Raw genomic sequence first — 18,967 nt, forward strand, 5'->3', positions numbered from 1 at the left:
GGCCGTCACGCCGGGTCGGCGGCGGGTGACGGTGCGGCCTCGGGCCGCCGCGCCCGTGCCCGCGCGCCGGCCTCGGCGCCGGATTTGGCGAGGTGGGCGGCGCGGTCCACCGCCTGGAGATTCGGGAAGCCCCAGTAGCGGAGGATCTCCGGCCAGGGCGCGTCGCGGTGCCGCCGCCACACGAGGTGGAGCGGCACGCGGTGGTCGACCTCGCGGTCGCGCGGCAGGCGTCCGCCGGTCATGGGGCAGCGCCGCTTCTGCAGCCGCGCCAGGAGCGCGGCCTGCCCGGCCGGCGCCCGCCACAGCTTCCAGGCCGCCACGCAGCAGGCGTGCCACCGCGCCCGCCGGTTCCGCTCGCCCGTCCCCCACAGGTCGGCGTGCCACCCGAACCGGTAGACGGGCTGGCCGCACAGGCAGCAGGTGCCGGGTTCGGCGCGGTGGGCGGCCTCGCGGAAGGGCGTGGGCGGCACGCGGAAGCTGCCGGCCCGCCCGTCCTCGTCGGGCTTCTCACGCCCGCCCTTGGCCCTGCTCTTGGCTCTGCTCTTGGCCCCGCCCTTGGCCCCGCCCTCGGCCCCGCCCTCGGCGGCGAGACTCCAGCGCCAGCCTTCCGGCACGGGGCTGCGCGCCGCCAGCGCCCGGGCGAGGCGGTCGGCCCGCAGCGGGTGGTGGCGCCAGTAGCTTTCCACGGCGAGGCGGGGCTGCGGCGGCACCAGGGGCCGCGCCTCGGCATGGACCAGCACGGCCCGCGGAAACACAGGAGGCAACGCCTTGGACAGCCGGGCCCGCGCGGCCGCGTTGCGCGCATCGCGCCAGGCCGAGGTCGACCGCTCTCGTGTCATGCCGCCCGTCCCGCTTCCCATGCCGCACCGCCGCCCCGACCCTGCGCGGCTGTTGTCGAAGCCGAGCTTCGACATGTGTCGGCAACGGCCCGACACAGGCCAGCCCGCCCGGTAGCACGTCGGCCTTGCCCGGAGCCGGCCTCCGAGGAGTGTTGCAACGGAAGCGCAGCGGGGGCGAATGCGGATGGGAGCCGGCCGCGGGACGGCAATTTCACGGCACCGTCATGTGCGCTCCCTAGAGCGGTAGCGGCTTTCCCGGAACAGCCTAGGCGATTCCAAGCCGATGAAACTGCTCTGGATTCGGGGCTGGAGCGGATCCGCCGAAGCCGCAGGCGCTTCAGCCCAGGGCATCGGACCGCGCGTCATGAGGGTTCCACCGTGCAACGTTTCCGCCATCTCCTGGGCACCAGCGCCGCCCTTTGCCTCGTCCTCGTCGCCGGAAACGCCCGCGCCGACGCGTCCACAGCCGCCGAGATCGCGCTGTTGAAGGCCCAGTTGCGGCGCCTCGAGGCCAAGGTGAACGCGCAGGAACACCGGGACCGCAGGCCGCCCGAGCCCGCCGCCGCCAGGGGGCCGCAGCAGGCCGCCGGCACCACGCCCGTCAAGGCCGTGGGCAACCAGGTCTACGGCACCGGGCCGACCCCGATGTTCGTCGCCTGCCCCGAAAAGTCGGTGTGCTACAAGGGCTTGAACTTCACGCCGGGCGGCTTCGTGGCGCTCGAGACCGTGACGCGCTCGCACAACCTGTCGGCGGACGTCGATTCGCCCTTCGGCTCCATCCCGTTCCGCCAGAACAGGGCCGGCCGCGCCGGCGAGTTCCGCTTCTCGGCCCGCCAGAGCCGCATCTCCGGCCTCGTCGAGGGCAACCCGGACCCCAACACGCACCTGTCGGCCTATGGCGAGTTCGACTTCCTGGGCGCCGCCCAGACGGCGAACTCGAACGAGAGCAACTCCTTCAACCTGCGCATCCGGCACCTCTACGCCACGGCGGACCGGTCGGACTACGGGCTGCATTTCCTCGCCGGCCAGACCTGGTCGCTGGCGACGATGTTCACCAAGGGGCTCGAGCCCCGCAAGGAGAACATCCCGCTCACCATCGACGCCCAATACGTCCCGGGCTTCGTGTGGGACCGCCAGCCGCAGGTCCGCCTGGTCAAGGACATCAGCCCCATCCTGGCAGTCGGCGTCTCGGCCGAGAACCCCGCCACCACCGAATCCGGCACCCTCCCGGCCAACTTCACCTACAATCAGGCGGCCACGGGCGGCGGCCTCTTCAACTCGGCCAACTCGCTGTCGCTCAACCACGTCCCCGACCTCGTCGCCAAGGTCGCGTATGATCCGACGGTCGACGGCCACAACATCCACGTCGAGGGCTTCGGCGTCGGCCGCGACTTCTACAGCCGCTACAACGGCCAGAACAAGGACGTGATCGGCGGCGGCGGCGGCGGCAGCGTGCTGATCGGCGTCATCCCCAAGATGCTGGACGTGCAGTTCTCCGGTGCCGTCGGCGCCGGCCTCGGCCGCTACGGCACCGCGCAGCTGCCCGACATCACGGTCGGCGCCAACGGGCAGGCGAAGCCCCTGTCCGAAAGCCTGCTGCTGGCCGGCGCGACCCTGCATGCCACCCCCATGCTCGACTTCTACGCCTATGCGGGCCTCGAACAGGTCGACCGGGCCTCGCAGGGCACCGTCGGCGGCGTGAGCTACGGCTACGGCAACCCGTCGAACTCCAACGCGGGCTGCGACATCGAAGGGTCCTCGGCGACCTGCACGGGCAACAACCGGTCGGTCCGGCAGATCACCGCCGGCGCGTGGGACACCGTGTACAGCGGTGCCTTCGGCCAGCTCCGCGGCGGCCTGCAATATTCCTTCACCCAGCGCACGGCCTTCTCGGCCCTGCAGGGCGGCGCGCCGAAGAGCTCCGAGAACACGGTCCTGACCTCGATCCGCTACTACCCGTTCTGATCGGCGGCCCGGTCGGGGACGAGCCCTATCGCGCCACGGCGACGCGTGGCAGGGTTCGTCACGTAGCCACTTCAGGAGGTCCCGAACCATGGCGGAAGCAGCAACGTCGGCCCTGTCGCGCACCCTGAAGCAGTTCCGCGACTTCGCCCTCAAGGGCAATGTCGTGGACCTCGCCTTCGCCGTCATCATCGGCGCGGCCTTCGCCAAGGTGGTGGATTCCCTCGTCAAGGACATCATCATGCCGATCATCGGCATGGTGGGCAGCGCGGATTTCTCCAACTACTTTCTGCCGCTGAGCCGCAACGTGACGGCCACCAACCTCGCCGACGCCCAGAAGCAGGGGCCGGTGCTGGCCTGGGGCAGCTTCGCCACCTACGTGGTCAATTTCGTCATCGTGGCGGCGGCGCTGTTCCTGCTGTTCAAAGTCATCAGCAACCTGAAGAACCGGCTCGCCCACGAGGTTCCGGCCGAGGTCCTGCCGACGCGCCAGGAGGTGCTGCTGGCCGAGATCCGGGACCTGCTGGCGCGCGACCGCATCTGACACGCGCGGCGGGGCTCGCCTTTTCCGCGGCCCCGTGCTTGTGACGGACCCGTCCGCCACAGCACGAGGCCCGTCGCATGCCCCCTGACGCCGAACCGCGCGGCGCCGTCCTCGACGACGTCCGGCCCGAGGTGCGGGCCATGCCGCATAGCGGCATCACGGCCGTCTTCGACTATGGCCGGGGGCGGGAGGGGCTCATCCCGCTGTGGGTCGGGGAAGGCGACCTGCCGACGCCGACCTTCATCTGCGACGCCGCCGCCGCCGCCCTGGCCCGGGGTGAAACCTTCTACACCTACCAGGGCGGCATCCCCGAGCTGCGCGACACGATCGCCGCCTACATGACGGCCCATTACGGCCGCCCGGCGCTCGATGCCCCGCCGGGCTTCGGCCCGGAGCGCTTCTTCGTGACGGTCGGCGGCATGCATGCCCTGCAGATGGCGGTGCGGCTCGTGGCCGGCACCGGCGACGACGTGCTGGTGCCCACCCCGGCCTGGCCCAACTTCGCCGGCGCCCTCGCGGTGGCGGGCGCGACGGCGGTCGAATGCCCGATGCGGTTCGACGGCGAGGGCGACCACGGACGCTGGCGGCTGGCCGTCGCGGACCTCGACGCCGCCGTCACGCCCCGAACCCGCGCCCTCGTCGTCAACTCGCCCTCGAACCCCACGGGCTGGACGGCGACGCGGGACGACCTCGCCGCGCTGCTCGCCTTCGCGCGGCATCGCCGGCTCTGGATCATCGCCGACGAGATCTACGGTCGCTTCTTCGACGGCGGTGCGCGGGCTCCGTCCTTCCACGACGTGATGCGGTCGGACGACCGCGTGCTCTTCGTCCAGACCCTGTCCAAGAACTGGGCCATGACGGGCTGGCGTGTCGGCTGGCTCGAGGCGCCGCCCGAGCTCGGGCCGTCGATCGAAAACCTCGTGCAATATTCGACCTCCGGCGTGCCGGTCGCGTCGCAGCGCGCGGCGGCGGCCGCCATCGCGGGCGGGGAGGATGTCGTCCGGAGCCAGGTCGCCCGGGCCTTCGCCAACCGCGACCTGCTGGCCGGGGCGCTTCGGGCGACGGGCCGGCTGCGCTGTGCCGTGCCGGACGGGGCCTTCTACCTGTTCTGCGGCGTCGAGGGCATCACCGATAGCCGCGCCCTGGCGTTCCGGCTGGTCGACGAGGCGGGGGTCGGCGTCGCCCCGGGCTCGGCCTTCGGGGCGGCCGGCGATGTCGTCCGTGCGGCTCTGCTACGCCCGCCGCACGGACGACATCGCCGAGGTGGCGCGCCGCCTGGCGGGCTGGCTGGAGCGGTAGGGCGGGCAGGCGGCGCGGCTATTCCGCCGCGATGGCCGCGTAGCGCGACGCGGTGGGCAGGTCAAGCGCGCGCCACACCTCGCGCAGCGCCTCGGTGAGTTCCGCGATCCGCGCCGCGTCGTGGAACGGCGTCGGGGTGATCCGCAGCCGCTCGGTGCCGCGCGCCACGGTCGGGTAGTTGATGGGCTGGATGTAGATGCGGTGACGTTCCAGCAGCCGGTCGCTGGCGGCCTTGCAGGCTTCGGCGTCGCCGACGAACACCGGCACGATGTGGGACCGGTTCGCCATGACGGGGATGCCGGCGGCGAGCAGCGCCGCCTTGGTGTCGGCGACCCGGGCCTGGTGGCGGGCCCGTTCCTCCCCCGAAGCCTTCAGGTGCCGGACCGCCGCCGATGCCGCCGCCGCGACGGCCGGCGGCAGGGCCGTGGTGAAGATGAACGAGGGGGCGTAGGACCGCACGGCGTCGATCACCGCCGTGTCGCCCGCGATGTAGCCGCCGAGCGTTCCGAAGCCCTTGGCGAGCGTGCCCTCGATCACGTCGACCTCGGCCATCACGCCGTCGCGCTCCGCGATGCCGGCGCCGCGCGGCCCGTAGAGGCCGACGGCGTGGACCTCGTCGCAATAGGTCATGGCGTCGTGGCGCCGGGCGAGGTCGGTGATGCGGCCGATGGGGGCGATGTCGCCGTCCATCGAATACAGGCTCTCGAACACCACGAGCTTGGCCCGCTCCGGTCCGGCGGCGCGGAGCAGTTCCTCGAGGTGCTCGGTGTCGTTGTGGCGGAAGACCTGCTTCTCGCAGCCGGAGCGGCGGATCCCCTCGATCATGGAATTGTGATTGGCGGCGTCGGACAGGATCAGAGCGTCGGGCAGCAGGCCCGCGATGGTCGAGATGGCGGCGAGGTTGGAGATCCAGCCGGAGGTGAACGCCAGAGCCGCGGGTTTGCCGTGCAGGTCGGCGAGTTCCGCCTCCAACCCGACGACGGGGTGGCTGGTGCCGGAAATGTTGCGGGTGCCGCCAGCCCCGGCGCCGTAGCGGGCCGCGGCCTCGCGCATGGCGCCGACGACCGCCGGATGGCGACCCATGCCGAGATAGTCGTTGGAGCACCAGACCGTCACGTCGACCGCACCGCCGTCGTGGTGCCAGGTGGCGAGCGGGAAGCGGGCGGCGTCGCGCTCGAGATGGGCGAAGACGCGATAACGACGCTCGTCCCGCAAACGCGTCAGCGCGTCGTCGAAGAACTGGCGGTATCGCATCACGGCCTCATGCGGCTCGAGGGTCGCCGGCACGCCGGACATCCCTGTCGACTCGGCCCGGAGCGGGCCGTTGATCCCGGCCGCCGACCATCGGCGACTGAGTGAGGCCTCATGTAAGGGCAGTTGCGCCGCTTCGATACGCCCGACGGTGACGATCTGGCATGCCGGATCGCCGCGCGGCGCGAAGCGGCAAGGATCGCAACCGGCATCGCACCTCGGAACGATCGTCTCGAGACGAAGACGCCGACCCCTCGCGGGATCGGCGTGTCGAACCGAACGTGTGGCGGCGATCGAAATCGCCGCCGCGTCGTCGCCTCAGAAGGCGGCCGGGCCGCCGAACGGGGCGCCGATGACCCGGAACGGGGTCTGGGCGATGGTGCCGACGGCGCGGAGGGGCTGACCGATGAAGGTGATCGGGGACACGGTCGGGTCGCCGTTCGCCACGACGAAGATCGGGCCCGAACGATCGACCGGAACGGCGACCGACCAGCCCTCGTCGATCTCGGCCTGCTTGGCGCCGGTGCCGACGTAGCGGACCGCGGTCACGCCGCCCTTGCGGACGCTGGCGTCGGCCGGGAAGATGCCGCCGAGAACCTGGAAGGGCAGGCCGACGACGGTCGAGCCGACGCCGAGGACGCCGGAGATCGGGTTACCGACGGGAGCCGGGGCGGCGACCGGAGCGGCGGCCACGACCGGGGCGCCGGCGCGGCGGACCGTCAGGGGACGGCGGGCCATGCGGGGCGTGTGGCCGTTGGACCGCAGCGTGTTGGGCTGCATGCCGTCCGGGCCGTTGGTCAGCGAGGACTGGGCGGAAGCCGGAGCGCTGGCGGACAGCATGAGGGCGAGGGAGGCGGCCACCGGGGCCAGGGCAACCTTGGTGATGAACGACGTCATAGTGAAACTCTCCTGACAGTGGGTGCTTGTTCTGTGTGCTTCGCGCTTAATCGTTCGCTTGCCCCTCGCCCGAAACGTCAGACGGTCGGTCTTGCGCCCGCATGTCCCGAAAACGTGCAGCCAAGCTTTTGGTTGCACGACCGGGGCGGAACGCCCGAATATCGCCGTCTTTGCTGTTTCCGAAGTTCGACACGACGTTACGCTGCGCTCGTTCGTTCACTCGAATCCAAAATCGCTGCGGGGCCGGACAGTCACGCGCCATCAGAAGCCGAAGCCCATTCCGAACGGCGGCTCCATCCTTCGGACACAATGTTTCAATGGTCAAGGCACAGCTGCCGCCATCCTGCCGCCTTTGGGCGGAGTGGTGAATCCATCGGAAAGTTGTGGCTTTTCGGCCGCTGTCGGCGGCCCGTCCCGGCCGCTGTCGGCGGCCCGTCACACCACGACCGTGATGGTCTTGGCGGCGCGGGTCAGGCCCGTGTAGAGCCAACGGGCGCTGTGCTCGCGGAAGGCGAAGCTCTCGTCGAACAGCACGACGTCGTCCCACTGCGAGCCCTGCGCCTTGTGCACGGTGAGGGCGTAGCCGTAGTCGAACTGGTCCGAGTCGCGCTTCTGGGCGAAGGGGATCTCCTCGTCGCGTCCTTCGAAGAAGGCCGGCAGCACGCCGACCCGCACGGGCTTGCTCCTGCCCCCCTCCTCCGGCCGCACGCTGAAGGCGTACTTGGCGCCGCGGTCGGCATGGACGGCGCTGACCAGCCAGGTGCCGCCGTTGAGCAGCCCCTTCTTCTTGTCGTTGCGCAGGCAGACGAGCTTCTCGCCGACCTCCGGCTTGTCGCCGGAATGGCCGAGCAGCGTGCGCATCCGGCCGTTGTAGGCGCGGCGCGTCTTGTTGATGCCGACCAGCACCTGGTCCGACTGCATGACGCGCGGCGCCTCGATCTCGGCGCGGCGGATCACCCGGCTCTCGCCGTAGGCGCCGAGCGCCAGCTTCCCGCCCTCCCGCACCGTCATGGACATGCGGATGATCGGGTTGTCGGCGGCCTGCCGGTGCACCTCGGTCAGCATGACGTCGGGCTCGGCGTCGGTGAAGAAGCCGCCGCCCTTCACGGGCGGGAGCTGCGCGGTGTCGCCGAGGACCAGCACGGGCTTGCCGAAGGACAGCAGGTCCCGCCCGAGTTCCTCGTCCACCATCGAGCATTCGTCGATGATGATGAGGTCGGCGTCGTTGGCGGCCGCCTTCTTGTTGAGGACGAAGGACGGCGTCTCCTCCTCCTCGTCCCCCTGGGTGCGGTAGATCATGGAATGGATGGTCGAGGCGCCCCGGCAGCCCTTCGACTTCAGCACCAGCGCGGCCTTGCCGGTGAAGGCCCCGAAGGCGACCTCGCCGTCGGCGTCCTCGGCGATCTGCTTGGCCAGCGTCGTCTTGCCGGTGCCGGCATAGCCGAACAGGCGGAACACCTGCGGCGCCCCGTCCTTCAACCAGGCCGAGACGGCCTTCAGCGCGGCATCCTGCTGGGGTGACCAGGCCACGGCGGCGCGCTCAGGCGAGCCCGCGCCGGGCCAGCAGCGTGTCGACGCTCGGCAGCCGGCCGCGGAAGGCGAGATAGGCCTCTTCGGGCGGGCGCAGGTTCCCCGCCGCCAGGACGTTGGCGCGCAGCTTCTCGGCCGTATCGGCGTCGAAGATGCCGTTCTCCTCGAAGGCCCCGAAGCCGTCGGCGTCGAGCATCTCGGACCAGAGATAGGAGTAATAGCCCGCCGAATAGCCGTCGCCCGCGAAGACATGGGCGAAATGCGGCGTGCGGTGGCGCATGACGATGGGCTTCGGCATGCCGATGGCCTCGAGCGTGCCGGCTTCGACCAGCGCCGGGTCGACGCCGCTGCGCGCCTCGTCGGCGGTGAGCGTATGGAACGCCATGTCGACGATGGCGGAGGCGCAATATTCCACCGTCTGGAAGCCCTGGCTGAAGTTGCGGGCCGCCTGCAGCCGCTCCAGCAGCGCATCCGGGATGGGCTCGCCCGTGGCGTGGTGCAGGGCGAAGCGCTTGAGCACCTCGGGCCGCATCAGCCAATGCTCGTAGAGCTGGGACGGGAACTCGACGAAGTCGCGCGACACGCCCGTCCCGGCCAGCGACGGATAGGTCACGTCGGTCAGCATGGAATGGAGCGCGTGGCCGAATTCGTGGAACAGCGTGCGGGCGTCGTCGACCGACAGCAGCGTCGGCTCGCCCTCCCCGCCCTTGGCGAAGTTCATGACGTTGACGACGATGGGGCGCTGTTCGCCGCCGTCCATGTTGTGCTGGCCGCGGAAGCCGCTGTTCCAGGCGCCCGAGCGCTTGGACGGCCGGGCGAAATAGTCGGCGTAGAACAAAGCCATGTGCCGGCCGTCGCGGTCGCGGACGTCGAAGGCCTTCACGTCGGCGTGGTAGACCGGCACGTCGTCGCGCGGCGCGAAGGTGAGGCCGAAGAGCCGGGTGGCGGTGTCGAAGGCCGCCGCCGCCACATTGTCCAGAACCAGGTAGGCCTTGATCTCGCTCTCGTCGAGATCGTAGTCGCGGCGCCGCACCTTCTCGGCGTAGTGGCGCCAGTCGTGGGGCTGCAGGGCGAAGTTCTGCCCTTCCTGGCGCACGACCTCCTGCAGCGCCTCCTCGTCCCGCGCGGCCTTGGCGCGGGCCCGCTCCCACACCCGGTCGAGCAGGCCCCGCACGGCTTCGGGCGTCTTGGCCATCGTGTCGTCGAGCTTGTAATGGGCGTAGCTGGCGAAGCCCAGCAGCGCCGCGCACTCGGCGCGCAGCCGCACCATCTCGGCGACGATCGGGCGGTTGTCGTGTTCGCCCGCGTGCTCGCCCCGCGAGGCGAAGCCCGCGAAGGCCGTCTCGCGCAGGTCCCGCCGCGTCGAGAAGCGCAGGAAGGGCTCGATCAGCGAGCGGCCGAGCGTGATGGCGTGCCGTCCGGGCAGGCCGCGCTCCGCCGCCGCCTGGGCGGCGGCGTCGCGCAGGCTCGGCGGCAGGCCGGCGAGGTCTGCCTCGCCGTCGAGCACGAGCAGGAAGTCCTTCTCGTCGTGCAGCACGTTCTGGCCGAAGCTCGTGCCGAGCCGCGCCAGCCGTTCGGCGATCTCGGACAGGCGCCGGCGCTCGGCCTCGCCGAGCCGCGCGCCGCCGCGCACGAAACCCGCGTGGGTGAGGTCAAGCAGGCGGCGCTGCTCGGCGGTGAGGTCCAGCGCGTCGCGGCGGGCGTGGAGCGCGTCGACGCGCGCGAAGAGCTTCGGGTCGAGACCGATCTTCTGCCAGTGCCGCGCCAATACCGGCGACATGTTGCGCTCGATCTCCTGCAGGCTGTCGTCCGTGTCGGCCCCGGCGAGGTTCCAGAACACGCCGCCGACGCGGCGCAGGCTCCGCCCCGCCCGCTCCAGCGCCCCGACCACGTCGTCGAACCCCGGCTCGCCCGTCCCATCCGCGATGGCGTCGATCTCGGCCTGGTGGTCGGCGATGGCGCGGTCGAAGGCCGGGCCGAAATGCTCGGGCGCGATGGCGGCGAAGGGCGGGGCCGCGAAGGGCGTGTCCCAGGTCTCGAAAAAGGGATTGCCGGACATGGTCACTGGCTCCTCGGGCCCGCCCCGGAAGGGCGCCGCGTTCACGGGATCGTCGTCCCTGGATAGGGACTCGCGCCGGGCGGCTCAAGCGTCTCGGCACCATGCCGCGCCGACGGGGGGCGGGCGAACCTCGACGGCGGGCGCGCGTCGGCGGCGGATCCCACGCCAGGGCAGCGCCATGGACCCGCCAGGGCGTAGCATTTGTTGGATGACGGCATGGCAAGGGCTGCGACGACAGGCTAGCCTCTGCGCCGGTTGCACCAGGAGTCTTGACGCCGTCATGGAAACAGAGATCAAGCTGGCGCTGCCGGCTGCGTCGCGCGCGACCGTCGAAGGTCATCCGCTCTTCGCCGCGGCCGAGGCCCGCACGGTGCGCAACCTGTCGACCTATTACGACACGCCCGACTTCGCCCTGCGGGCCCGCCGCGTGTCGCTCCGGGTCCGCGACGCGGGCGGGAACTTCGTCCAGACCGTGAAGAGCCTCGATGCCGGCAAGGGCTTCGCGTCCCGCGGCGAGTGGGAATGGCCCATCGCCTCCGACGCGCTCGACCGCGATGCGCTGGCGCGCGACCCCGAGGCCCTGGCGCTCGTCGCGCGGGACCTCGACCGCGTCGGTCCCGTCTTCACGACCGATGTCGACCGCACGCTGCGGATGCTGACGCTCGACGGCAAGACCACGGTTGAGGCGGCGGTCGACGCCGGCGAGGTGAGGGCCGGCGACCGGCGCAGCCCGCTCGGCGAGTTGGAGCTCGAGCTCAAGGGCGGCCCCGTCGGCCCCATGCTGCGGCTGGCCGCCGACCTCGTGCGCCAGGGATCGCTGCGGCTCGGCAGCGACCCCAAGAGCGAGCGCGGCTACGCGCTGCTGACCGACGCCCTGCCGCCGCACCGCGACGTCGCCGAACTCGGGCTCGCCCGGGACGTCACGCTGGGGGATGCCTTCCCCGCCATGCTGGACGCGGCGGCCCGGGGCTTCGCGCTCGACCTGTCGCCCGCGGCCCGCGGCGACGTCGAGGGCATCCACCGCATGCGCGCCGCCATCCGCAAGATGCGGACGCTGTTCGTGCTCTTCGCCCCCTATCTCGAGCCCGTGGCCACGGCCCGGTTCAACGCCGAACTCCGAGACTTCGGGCGGGTGCTGGGCGGCGGCCGGGACTGGGACGTGTTCCTGACCGAAACCCTCGTCGAGGCCGGGGCGGAGGTGGGTGCCGAAGGCCTGGACGTGCTGCGGACCGTCGCGGAAGCCCGCCGCGCGGACGCGCACGCGGCCGTGAAGGCCGCCGTGGAGGGCCCGCTGCCGACCGACCTGCTGCTCGGCCTCACGCTTTGGACGGCGGAGGGCGGCTGGCTGCGCAAGCCGGGCGCGGCCGGCGACCGCTTGCGCGACCTGCTCCCCGACCTCCTCGACCGCCTGGAACGCAAGGCCCTGAAGCGCGGCCGCCGCATCGGGACGCTCGGCACCGAGGACCTGCACGGGCTTCGCAAGAGCCTGAAGAAGCTCCGTTACGCCTGCGAGGACGTCGCCTCGCTCTATGATCGCGCCGACGTGCACCGGCATGTCGGCGCCATCAAGAAGGTGCTGCAGGACCTCGGCCACATCAACGACGCGGCCGTGACGGCCGAGCGCATGGACGAACTGACGGCGGCCGGCGGGCCGGAACTCGCCGCTCCGGGCGAAGCCCTGCTCGCCTGGAACGCCAAGCGCCGCAAGGGCAGCGAGCGCGACCTGCGCCGGCGCTGGCGCAAGTTCCGCCACGCGGACCCGTTCTGGGCCTGAACCGGCCGGGCCGCCCGCGCTGCCGCCGGCCCGCGCCGACGTGACCTCCCTGCCGGCCCGTGCCGGCATGGCAGACCTTCCCCCGCCCCTCCCTTGTTCGGAGGGCGGCGGCCGACTAAGATCCGTACCGATGAGTTCTGTTCGGGCCCGCGACCTCTCGCGTCGGCCATCCGGACCGGGACGGCACGAGGCGGCGATGCGGCGTTCGGGTTCCAATCGGGCATTGTCGACGGCCGCACTCGCGGTCGCCATACCAGCCGCACTCGCGGCCCTCGTGGTTGCGCTCGCGGTCGTGGCGACACCGGCCGCCGCGCAGGCCCCCTCGGGCGCGCCGCCCGCCGTGGGCGTCATCAAGGTGTCGAAACATCCCGTCACCCAGACGGAGCGCTTCATCGGCCGCATCCAGGCCACGGCGCGCGTCGACATCGTGGCCCGCGTCACCGCCTATCTCCAGTCCTACGACTTCAAGGAAGGCGACGAGGTCAGGAAGGGGCAGTTGTTGTACCGGCTCGAACAGCCGCCCTTCCAGGCCGCCGTGGAGGCCAACCAGGGCAGCGTGCAGCAGTTCCAGGCGCAGCTCGCCAACGCCAATGTCACCCTGCAGCGCGCCAACACGCTGCTCAACACGCCCGCCGGCCAGCAGTCGACGGTGGATGCCGCCAAGGCCGGCCAGGGCAACCTGCAGGGCCAGGTCCTGACCGCGCAGGCGCAGCTTAAGACCGCGCAGATCAACCTCGGCTACACGACGATCGAATCCCCCATCGACGGCAAGATCGGCCGCACCAACGTTACGGCCGGCAACGTCGTGTCGCCGTCGAGCGGCACGCTCGCCACCGTGGTGGGCCAGGACCCCATGTACGTGGTCTTCCCCGTCTCGGTCCGGTCGGTGCTGGAGTTGCGCGAGCGCTACGTGCCGCTCGGCGGCTTCGACGCCGTGAAGATCCGCATCGTCCTGCCGGACGGGCGCACCTACGGCCAGCCCGGCAAGCTCAACTTCATCGACAACACGGTGTCGAGCAACACCGACACCATCGCGCTGCGCGGCACCATCCCGAACCCACCCCTGCCGCAGAAGGGCGTCGACAGCGTGGTGCGCGAGCTCTACGACGGCGAGTTCGTGAGTGTGCTGCTCGAAGGCGCCCAGCCCGTCGACCTCCTCGCCATCCCGCAGGCCGCCGTGCTGACCGACCAGCAGGGCAGCTACGTCTACGTGGTGGGCGACGACAACAAGGTCGCGCGCCAGACCGTGCAGCTCGGCCAGTCCCAGCCTCCCGAAGTCTCGGTCCTGTCGGGACTCAAGGAGGGGCAGACCATCGTGGTCGACGGTCTCCAGCGCGTGCGCATCGGCCAGGCCGTCAACCCCGGCCCGCCCGCGCCCAGTGCGGCGGACGCCGCCGAGAAGGCCGTGAAGTGACGCCGGCGCCGGTGCCGCTCCGGACGGATCGCGGCACCGGCCGGAGCGCCCACGGTCCCGCCAGCATCCTCACGCGATCGGGTCGCTGCACCCCGTCGCGGCCCGTTCCGACGGCACGCCACAGCGAGTCCGGCTCCGCATGATCTCCTCCGTCTTCGTCGACCGGCCGCGGCTCGCGATCGTCATCTCGATCATCCTGACCATCGCGGGCGGCCTCAGCCTGCTCCGCATCCCGGTCGCCCAGTTCCCCGACATCGTGCCGCCGCAGGTTCAGGTGGCCGCCAACTATCCCGGCGCCGCCGCCTCGGTGGTGGAGAGCGCCGTCGCCCAGCCGCTCGAAGCGCAGATCGTGGGCGTCGACCGCATGCTGTACATGAAGTCGTCGAGCGGCAACGACGGCTCCTACAACCTCACCGTCTCCTTCGCGCTCGGCACCGACCCCAACATCGACACCGTCAACGTCAACAACCGCGTCCAGACCGCCCTGTCCCAGCTCCCTTCGGAGGTCCAGGCCCAGGGCCTGACGGTGCAGAAGCGCTCGTCGTCCGTCCTGCAGTTCATGATGTTCTACAGCGACAACGGCCAGCAGGACCCGCTGTTCATCACCAACTACGTCATCATCAACGTCCTCGACGAGCTGTCGCGCACGGCCGGCGTCGGCCAGGCCTCCCTGTTCGGCAAGCTGAACTATTCGATGCGCATCTGGTTCGACGTGCAGCGGCTGAACAGCCTCAACATGGCGCCGTCCGAGGTCGTCAGCGCCATCGAGGCGCAGAACGTGCAGGCGCCCGTCGGCCGCATCGGCGCCCGGCCGATCTCGGACGAGCAGCAGTTCCAGTTCAACCTGCAGACCCAGGGCCGCCTGACCACGCCCGCCGAGTTCGGCGACATCGTGATCCGGGCCAACCCGGACGGCTCGGTCGTCAAGGTGAAGGACGTGGCCCGCGTCGACCTCGGGGCGCAGAACTCGGACAACTTCAGCCGGCTCGACGGCAAGCCCGCCGTCGCCATCGGCATCTACCTCGCGCCCGGCGCCAATGCGGTCGACACCGCCAAGGCCGTCGACGCCACGCTGGCCAAGGTGTCGAAGCGCTTCCCCGAAGGGCTGAAGAACAAGGTCGTCTACGATTCCACCACCTTCGTGAAGGACACGATCGCCGAGGTGCTGAAGACGCTCGGCGAAGCCTTCCTGCTCGTCGTCATCGTGGTGTTCCTGTTCCTCGGCAACCTGCGCGCCACGATCATCCCGGCCATCGCCGTGCCGGTGAGCCTCATCGGCACCTTCGCGGTGCTGCTGGTGCTGGGCTTCTCGGCCAACACCGTGTCGCTGCTCGCCATGGTGCTGGCCATCGGCATCGTGGTCGACGACGCCATCGTGGTGGTGGAGAACGTCGAGCGGGTGATGGAGGAACACCCGGAGCTGTCCACCGCGGACGCCACCAAACAGGCCATGCGGGAGATCACGGCGCCCATCGTGGCCATCACGCTGGTGCTGCTGTCGGTCTTCGTGCCCCTGGCCTTCATCCCGGGCCTCACCGGCGTGCTGTTCCGGCAATGCGCCGTGACGATCTCGGTCGCCATGCTGATCTCGGCCATCAACGCCCTGACGCTGTCGCCGGCGCTGTGCAGCGTGTTCCTGCGCCACACCGGCCCCAAGCGCGGCATCATGGGCGCGGTGCTGCGCGGCATCGACAAGACGCGGGACGGCTACGCCTGGATCGTGGCGCGGCTCGTGCGCATCGCGGTCGTGTCGCTCGTCGTCGTGGCGGGTTTCGCCGTGGCGATCTACTTCGCGGCGCTGAAGACCCCAACGGGCTTCCTGCCCGAGGAGGACCAGGGCGCGTTCTTCGTCGTGATCCAGCTGCCGGACGGCGCCTCGGTCAACCGCACGGGCGCCACCGTGAAGACCATGGAGGACCTGCTGCTCAAGATGCCGCAGGTCGCCGACACCTTCGCGGTGGTGGGCTATTCCTTCCTGGATTCCGTCAGCGAACCCAACGCCGGCTTCATGGTGGTGAAGCTGAAGCCCTTCGAGGACCGGACGGCCGCGGCCGATTCCGTGCAGGCCACAATCGGCAAGGTGTTCGGCGCCGCCCAGCAGATCCGCACCGGCAACGTCATCGCCTTCAACCTGCCGCCCATCATCGGCCTGTCGACCTCGGGCGGCTTCGAATACGACCTCGAAGCCCTGCAGGGCCAGGATCCGGCCGTCATCGGCAGCGTGGCCCAGGGGCTCATCGCGGCCGCCAACGCCGACCCGGCGCTGCAGCGCGTCTTCACCACCTTCACGGCCTCGAACCCGTCGCTCTACCTCGACATCGACCGCACCAAGGCGTCGGCGCTGGGCGTCAACATCGGCGACATCTTCAGCGTCCTGCAGTCGACGCTGGGCGGCACCTACATCAACAACTTCAACCTCTATGGCCGGACCTGGCAGGTCAACATCGAGGGCGAAGCCCGCAACCGCTCCGAGATCTCCGACATCTGGCAGATCTACGTGAAGAACAAGAACGGCGGCGAGGTGCCGATCCGCTCGCTGGCCAGCCTGCGCGTTGTGCAGGGGCCGCAGGTCATCACGCGCTACAACAACTACCGCGCCGTGCCGGTGCAGGGCAGCCCCAAGGCCGGCGTGTCGTCGGGCGCGGCCCTCGCCGCCATGGCGGCCGTGTCGGACAAGACGCTGCCGTCGGGCTACAGCTACGAGTGGACCGGGACGGCCTTCCAGGAATATCAGGCCAACGGGCAGACCGGCATCGTGCTGGGGCTCGCCATCCTGTTCGCCTACCTGTTCCTCGTGGCGCTCTACGAGAGCTGGCTCATCCCGGTGCCGGTCCTGCTCAGCGTCACGGTGGGCGTCTTCGGCGCCTTCATGGGCATCATCCTGGCCGGGCTGGTGTTGGACCTCTACGCCCAGGTCGGCCTCGTGGTGCTGGTGGCGCTGGCGGCCAAGAACGGCATCCTCATCGTGGAATTCGCCAAGGAGCGCCGCGCCGAGGGCGTGCCGGTGCGCGACGCCGCCATCGAGGGCGCCGCCATGCGGTTCCGCGCCGTCGTGATGACGTCGATCGCCTTCGTCTTGGGCCTGGTGCCGCTGGTGATCGCGCATGGCGCGGCGGCCATGAGCCGGCGCGACGTGGGCACGCCGATCTTCGCCGGCATGATCGCGGCCTCGCTCGTCGGCCTGTTCCTCATCCCCATGCTGTACGTGACGTTCCAGTACGTCGCCGAATGGCTCGACCGGTTGCGCGGCATCGCGCCGCCGAAGACGCAGGCGGAACGCGACGCGGAGGCGGGCGCGGCGACCTCCTGATCGGGGCCGCGCCGGGTCGGCAGCGCCGGCGCGCTTTCGCCTTCGGCGAATGCGCTCCAGCTCCGGTTCGAGAGCAGTTTCATCGGCTCCGAGTCGCCAAGGCGACTCGGAGAAAGCCGATAGTGTTCTAGACGTCGAGCGGCTTCAGCCCCGCCTCGATCTCGGCCCGCCGCCCTTCGAGGAAGGGCGGCAGCGCCAGGCGCTCGCCGAGCCGGTCCAGCGGTTCGTCGGTGGCGAAGCCGGGGCCGTCGGTGGCGATCTCGAACAGCACGCCGCCCGGGTCGCGGAAATACAGGCTGTGGAAGTAATAGCGGTCGACCGGGCCGCTCGACGGCACCCGCAGGGCTTTCAGCCGCTCGACCCAACCGCGGTAGGTGGCGTCGTCGGGGGTGCGGAGCGCGAGGTGGTGCACGCCGCCGGCGCCCTGCCCGGCGGCCGGCAGGCCGGGCTCGACCCGGACGTGGAGCTCCTTCGCGGTCTCGCCGCCGCCGTCCATGCCGTAGACATGCACGTCGGCGCCGTCGTCGGCATAGCCGCGCAGGCGCTCCATGCCGAGGACCTCGCGCAGGCTGCGGTCGGTGGGGGCGAGGTTCGCCACGCTCATCGCGACGGCGCCGAGCCCGAGGATCTGGTAGTCGCGCTGGACGGAACTCGCCGGCCAGGGATGGTGCGGGGCCGAGCCCGGATCGGCCACGAGCGCCAGGCGCTGGCCCTCGGGATCCTCGAAGTCGAGCACGAGATGGCCGTCGCGCTCGGCCACGCCGCCATGGGCGATGCCGAACCCCGCCAAGCGCTGGGCCCACCAGTCGAGCGCGTCGCGGCCCGGCACGCGCAGCCCCGTCCGCACCACCGACCCGGTGCCGCGGCGCTCGCGGCCGACCGGCCAATCGAAGAAGGTGACGTCGCTCCCGGGGGACGCGATGCCGTCGGCGTAGAACAGGTGGTAGGCCGACACGTCATCCTGGTTCACCGTCTTCTTGACGAGGCGCAGGCCCAGCACCGCCGTGTAGAAACGGTGGTTGGCCGGCGCGTCGGCCGTGACGGCGGTGAGGTGGTGGAAACCTGTGAGGACCATGGGTGGCTCGCGTCGGCATGGTGACGGCAGAAAGCCGGGCATCCCTCGTGAGGATGCCCGGCTTTCGAGGATCGGTCGAGGACGTTCGGTCGTCAGGCGGCGCGGCGCACGAGCCGGATGATGAGCAGCAGGATCACGGCGCCGATCACGGCGTCGATGATGGCGGCGATGTAGCCGCCGCCGAGGTTGATGCCGATGGCCGGCAGGATGTAGCCGGCGATGACGGCTCCGACGATGCCGACGACGATGTCGCCGACGATGCCGAAGCCGCCGCCCTGCACCAGCAGGCCGGCGAGCCAGCCCGCGATACCGCCCACGATGATCCAGGTGATGATGGAAGCGCCGTCGATAGGCATGTGAGATTCCCCTTCAGGTCTGAGACGCGCGCTCCAGCCCGGGCCCGCATTCCGGGGAAATGGCCTCCGTCCAGAATAGTTCCGCTCAAGCCTGTGGAGGGGCGCTGCCCTTGCGGGCGTTACGGCAGCGGTCGGAACAATATTTCACCTCGTCCCAGACCCGTTCCCACTTCTTGCGCCACGTGAAGGGACGGCCGCAATGGGCGCAGATCTTGGTGGGCAGGTCGGCCTTCTTGCGCATGGGGTTCCCGGTCGGCGACAGCCGGCGAAAGGTCGGCTACCGCCATGAGGTGGGGCCGGCGGCGCCGTCCCGCACCGCCGTCAGGCGATGATGTCCGGCGTCATCTGGTCCTCGAGGAAGGAAAGCCGGTCCCGCAGGGCGAGCTTGCGCTTCTTGAAGCGCTGCACCTGGAGCTGGTCGACCCGGCCGAGGTCGACCAGGGCCTCGATGGCGGCATCGAGGTCGCGGTGCTCCTCGCGCAGCCGGTCGAGTTCGGCCTGGAACGAGCCGCGTTCGTCGTCGGTCAGGTCCTTCGCCATCGCCGGATCGCTCTCCCCCTCGGCCTTCGCCGCCCGGGTCCCATTATCGCCCCGACTCGGGCGGCATCGCAAGGCGGCAAAGCCTCAGCTTTCGGCGCGGCCCGCTGCAACTCGGAC

15 protein-coding genes are annotated in these 18,967 nt (G+C 70.8%); 6 read left to right on the top strand and 9 right to left on the bottom strand.

The window, feature by feature from the left end; genetic code table 11:
• Window positions 1-5: 5 nt before the first annotated feature.
• The gene (locus tag D3272_RS03120; RefSeq protein ID WP_129217626.1) at window positions 6-839 is read right to left on the bottom strand and encodes a hypothetical protein; all 834 of its coding nucleotides are present in this window, start codon (window positions 837-839) and stop codon (window positions 6-8) included.
• Window positions 840-1,217: 378 nt separating this feature from the next.
• Between D3272_RS03120 and D3272_RS03125 the strand changes: the two genes are divergently transcribed.
• From D3272_RS03125 to D3272_RS03135, 3 genes are all read left to right on the top strand, one after another.
• Entirely contained in the window at window positions 1,218-2,804 is a 1,587-nt protein-coding gene (locus tag D3272_RS03125) for a hypothetical protein (RefSeq protein WP_245496355.1), read from the top strand.
• A gap of 88 nt (window positions 2,805-2,892) precedes the next feature.
• Window positions 2,893-3,345: a large conductance mechanosensitive channel protein MscL gene (mscL, locus tag D3272_RS03130; RefSeq protein WP_129217627.1), complete on the top strand. Its 453-nt coding sequence runs from the start codon at window positions 2,893-2,895 to the stop codon at window positions 3,343-3,345.
• Window positions 3,346-3,422: 77 nt separating this feature from the next.
• On the top strand, window positions 3,423-4,742 hold the full coding sequence (locus D3272_RS03135; RefSeq protein ID WP_342634159.1) for a pyridoxal phosphate-dependent aminotransferase: 1,320 nt from the start codon (window positions 3,423-3,425) through the stop codon (window positions 4,740-4,742).
• Here the strand turns inward: D3272_RS03135 and hemA are convergent.
• The 4 genes from hemA to D3272_RS03155 form a co-directional block, all read right to left on the bottom strand.
• Window positions 4,663-5,898, bottom strand: a complete 1,236-nt coding sequence (gene hemA / locus D3272_RS03140) for a 5-aminolevulinate synthase (RefSeq protein WP_129217895.1) — start codon at window positions 5,896-5,898, stop codon at window positions 4,663-4,665. The genes D3272_RS03135 and hemA overlap by 80 nt on opposite strands.
• Window positions 5,899-6,213: 315 nt before the next feature.
• Window positions 6,214-6,792 carry a hypothetical protein gene (locus D3272_RS03145; RefSeq protein ID WP_129217628.1) on the bottom strand — a complete coding sequence of 193 codons (579 nt, stop codon included), beginning with the start codon at window positions 6,790-6,792 and terminating at the stop codon, window positions 6,214-6,216.
• Window positions 6,793-7,227: 435 nt separating this feature from the next.
• Complete coding sequence (locus D3272_RS03150) at window positions 7,228-8,322, bottom strand: ATP-dependent DNA helicase (protein ID WP_129217629.1); 1,095 nt, start codon at window positions 8,320-8,322, stop codon at window positions 7,228-7,230.
• A gap of 10 nt (window positions 8,323-8,332) precedes the next feature.
• A complete protein-coding gene (locus D3272_RS03155; RefSeq protein WP_129217630.1) occupies window positions 8,333-10,381 on the bottom strand; it encodes a M3 family metallopeptidase in 2,049 nt (682 codons plus the stop codon).
• 280 nt (window positions 10,382-10,661) lie between these two features.
• Here D3272_RS03155 and D3272_RS03160 point away from each other — a divergent pair, with 280 nt between their 5' ends.
• From D3272_RS03160 to D3272_RS03170, 3 genes are all read left to right on the top strand, one after another.
• Window positions 10,662-12,155 (top strand): CYTH and CHAD domain-containing protein, encoded by a 1,494-nt coding sequence (locus D3272_RS03160; protein WP_165361193.1) that lies wholly within the window; start codon window positions 10,662-10,664, stop codon window positions 12,153-12,155.
• Window positions 12,156-12,429: 274 nt separating this feature from the next.
• Entirely contained in the window at window positions 12,430-13,569 is a 1,140-nt protein-coding gene (locus D3272_RS03165) for an efflux RND transporter periplasmic adaptor subunit (protein ID WP_245496356.1), read from the top strand.
• 139 nt (window positions 13,570-13,708) lie between these two features.
• A complete protein-coding gene (locus D3272_RS03170; RefSeq protein WP_129217633.1) occupies window positions 13,709-16,879 on the top strand; it encodes an efflux RND transporter permease subunit in 3,171 nt (1,056 codons plus the stop codon).
• A 127-nt stretch (window positions 16,880-17,006) separates the two neighbouring features.
• Here the strand turns inward: D3272_RS03170 and D3272_RS03175 are convergent, their stop codons facing one another.
• The 4 genes from D3272_RS03175 to D3272_RS03190 all read right to left on the bottom strand — a co-directional run bounded on the left by D3272_RS03175 (window position 17,007) and on the right by D3272_RS03190 (window position 18,850).
• Window positions 17,007-17,954, bottom strand: coding sequence for a ring-cleaving dioxygenase (locus D3272_RS03175; RefSeq protein ID WP_129217634.1), 948 nt, complete (start codon window positions 17,952-17,954; stop codon window positions 17,007-17,009).
• 92 nt (window positions 17,955-18,046) lie between these two features.
• Window positions 18,047-18,310: a GlsB/YeaQ/YmgE family stress response membrane protein gene (locus D3272_RS03180; protein WP_129217635.1), complete on the bottom strand. Its 264-nt coding sequence runs from the start codon at window positions 18,308-18,310 to the stop codon at window positions 18,047-18,049.
• Between the two features lie 85 nt (window positions 18,311-18,395).
• Entirely contained in the window at window positions 18,396-18,551 is a 156-nt protein-coding gene (locus D3272_RS03185; protein WP_129217636.1) for a DUF2256 domain-containing protein, read from the bottom strand.
• An 80-nt stretch (window positions 18,552-18,631) separates the two neighbouring features.
• Complete coding sequence (locus D3272_RS03190) at window positions 18,632-18,850, bottom strand: YdcH family protein (protein WP_129217637.1); 219 nt, start codon at window positions 18,848-18,850, stop codon at window positions 18,632-18,634.
• Window positions 18,851-18,967: the final 117 nt, after the last annotated feature.

Source organism: Lichenibacterium ramalinae (genome assembly GCF_004137085.1).
In the GTDB taxonomy this organism is placed as follows: Bacteria; Pseudomonadota; Alphaproteobacteria; order Rhizobiales; family Beijerinckiaceae; genus Lichenihabitans; species Lichenihabitans ramalinae.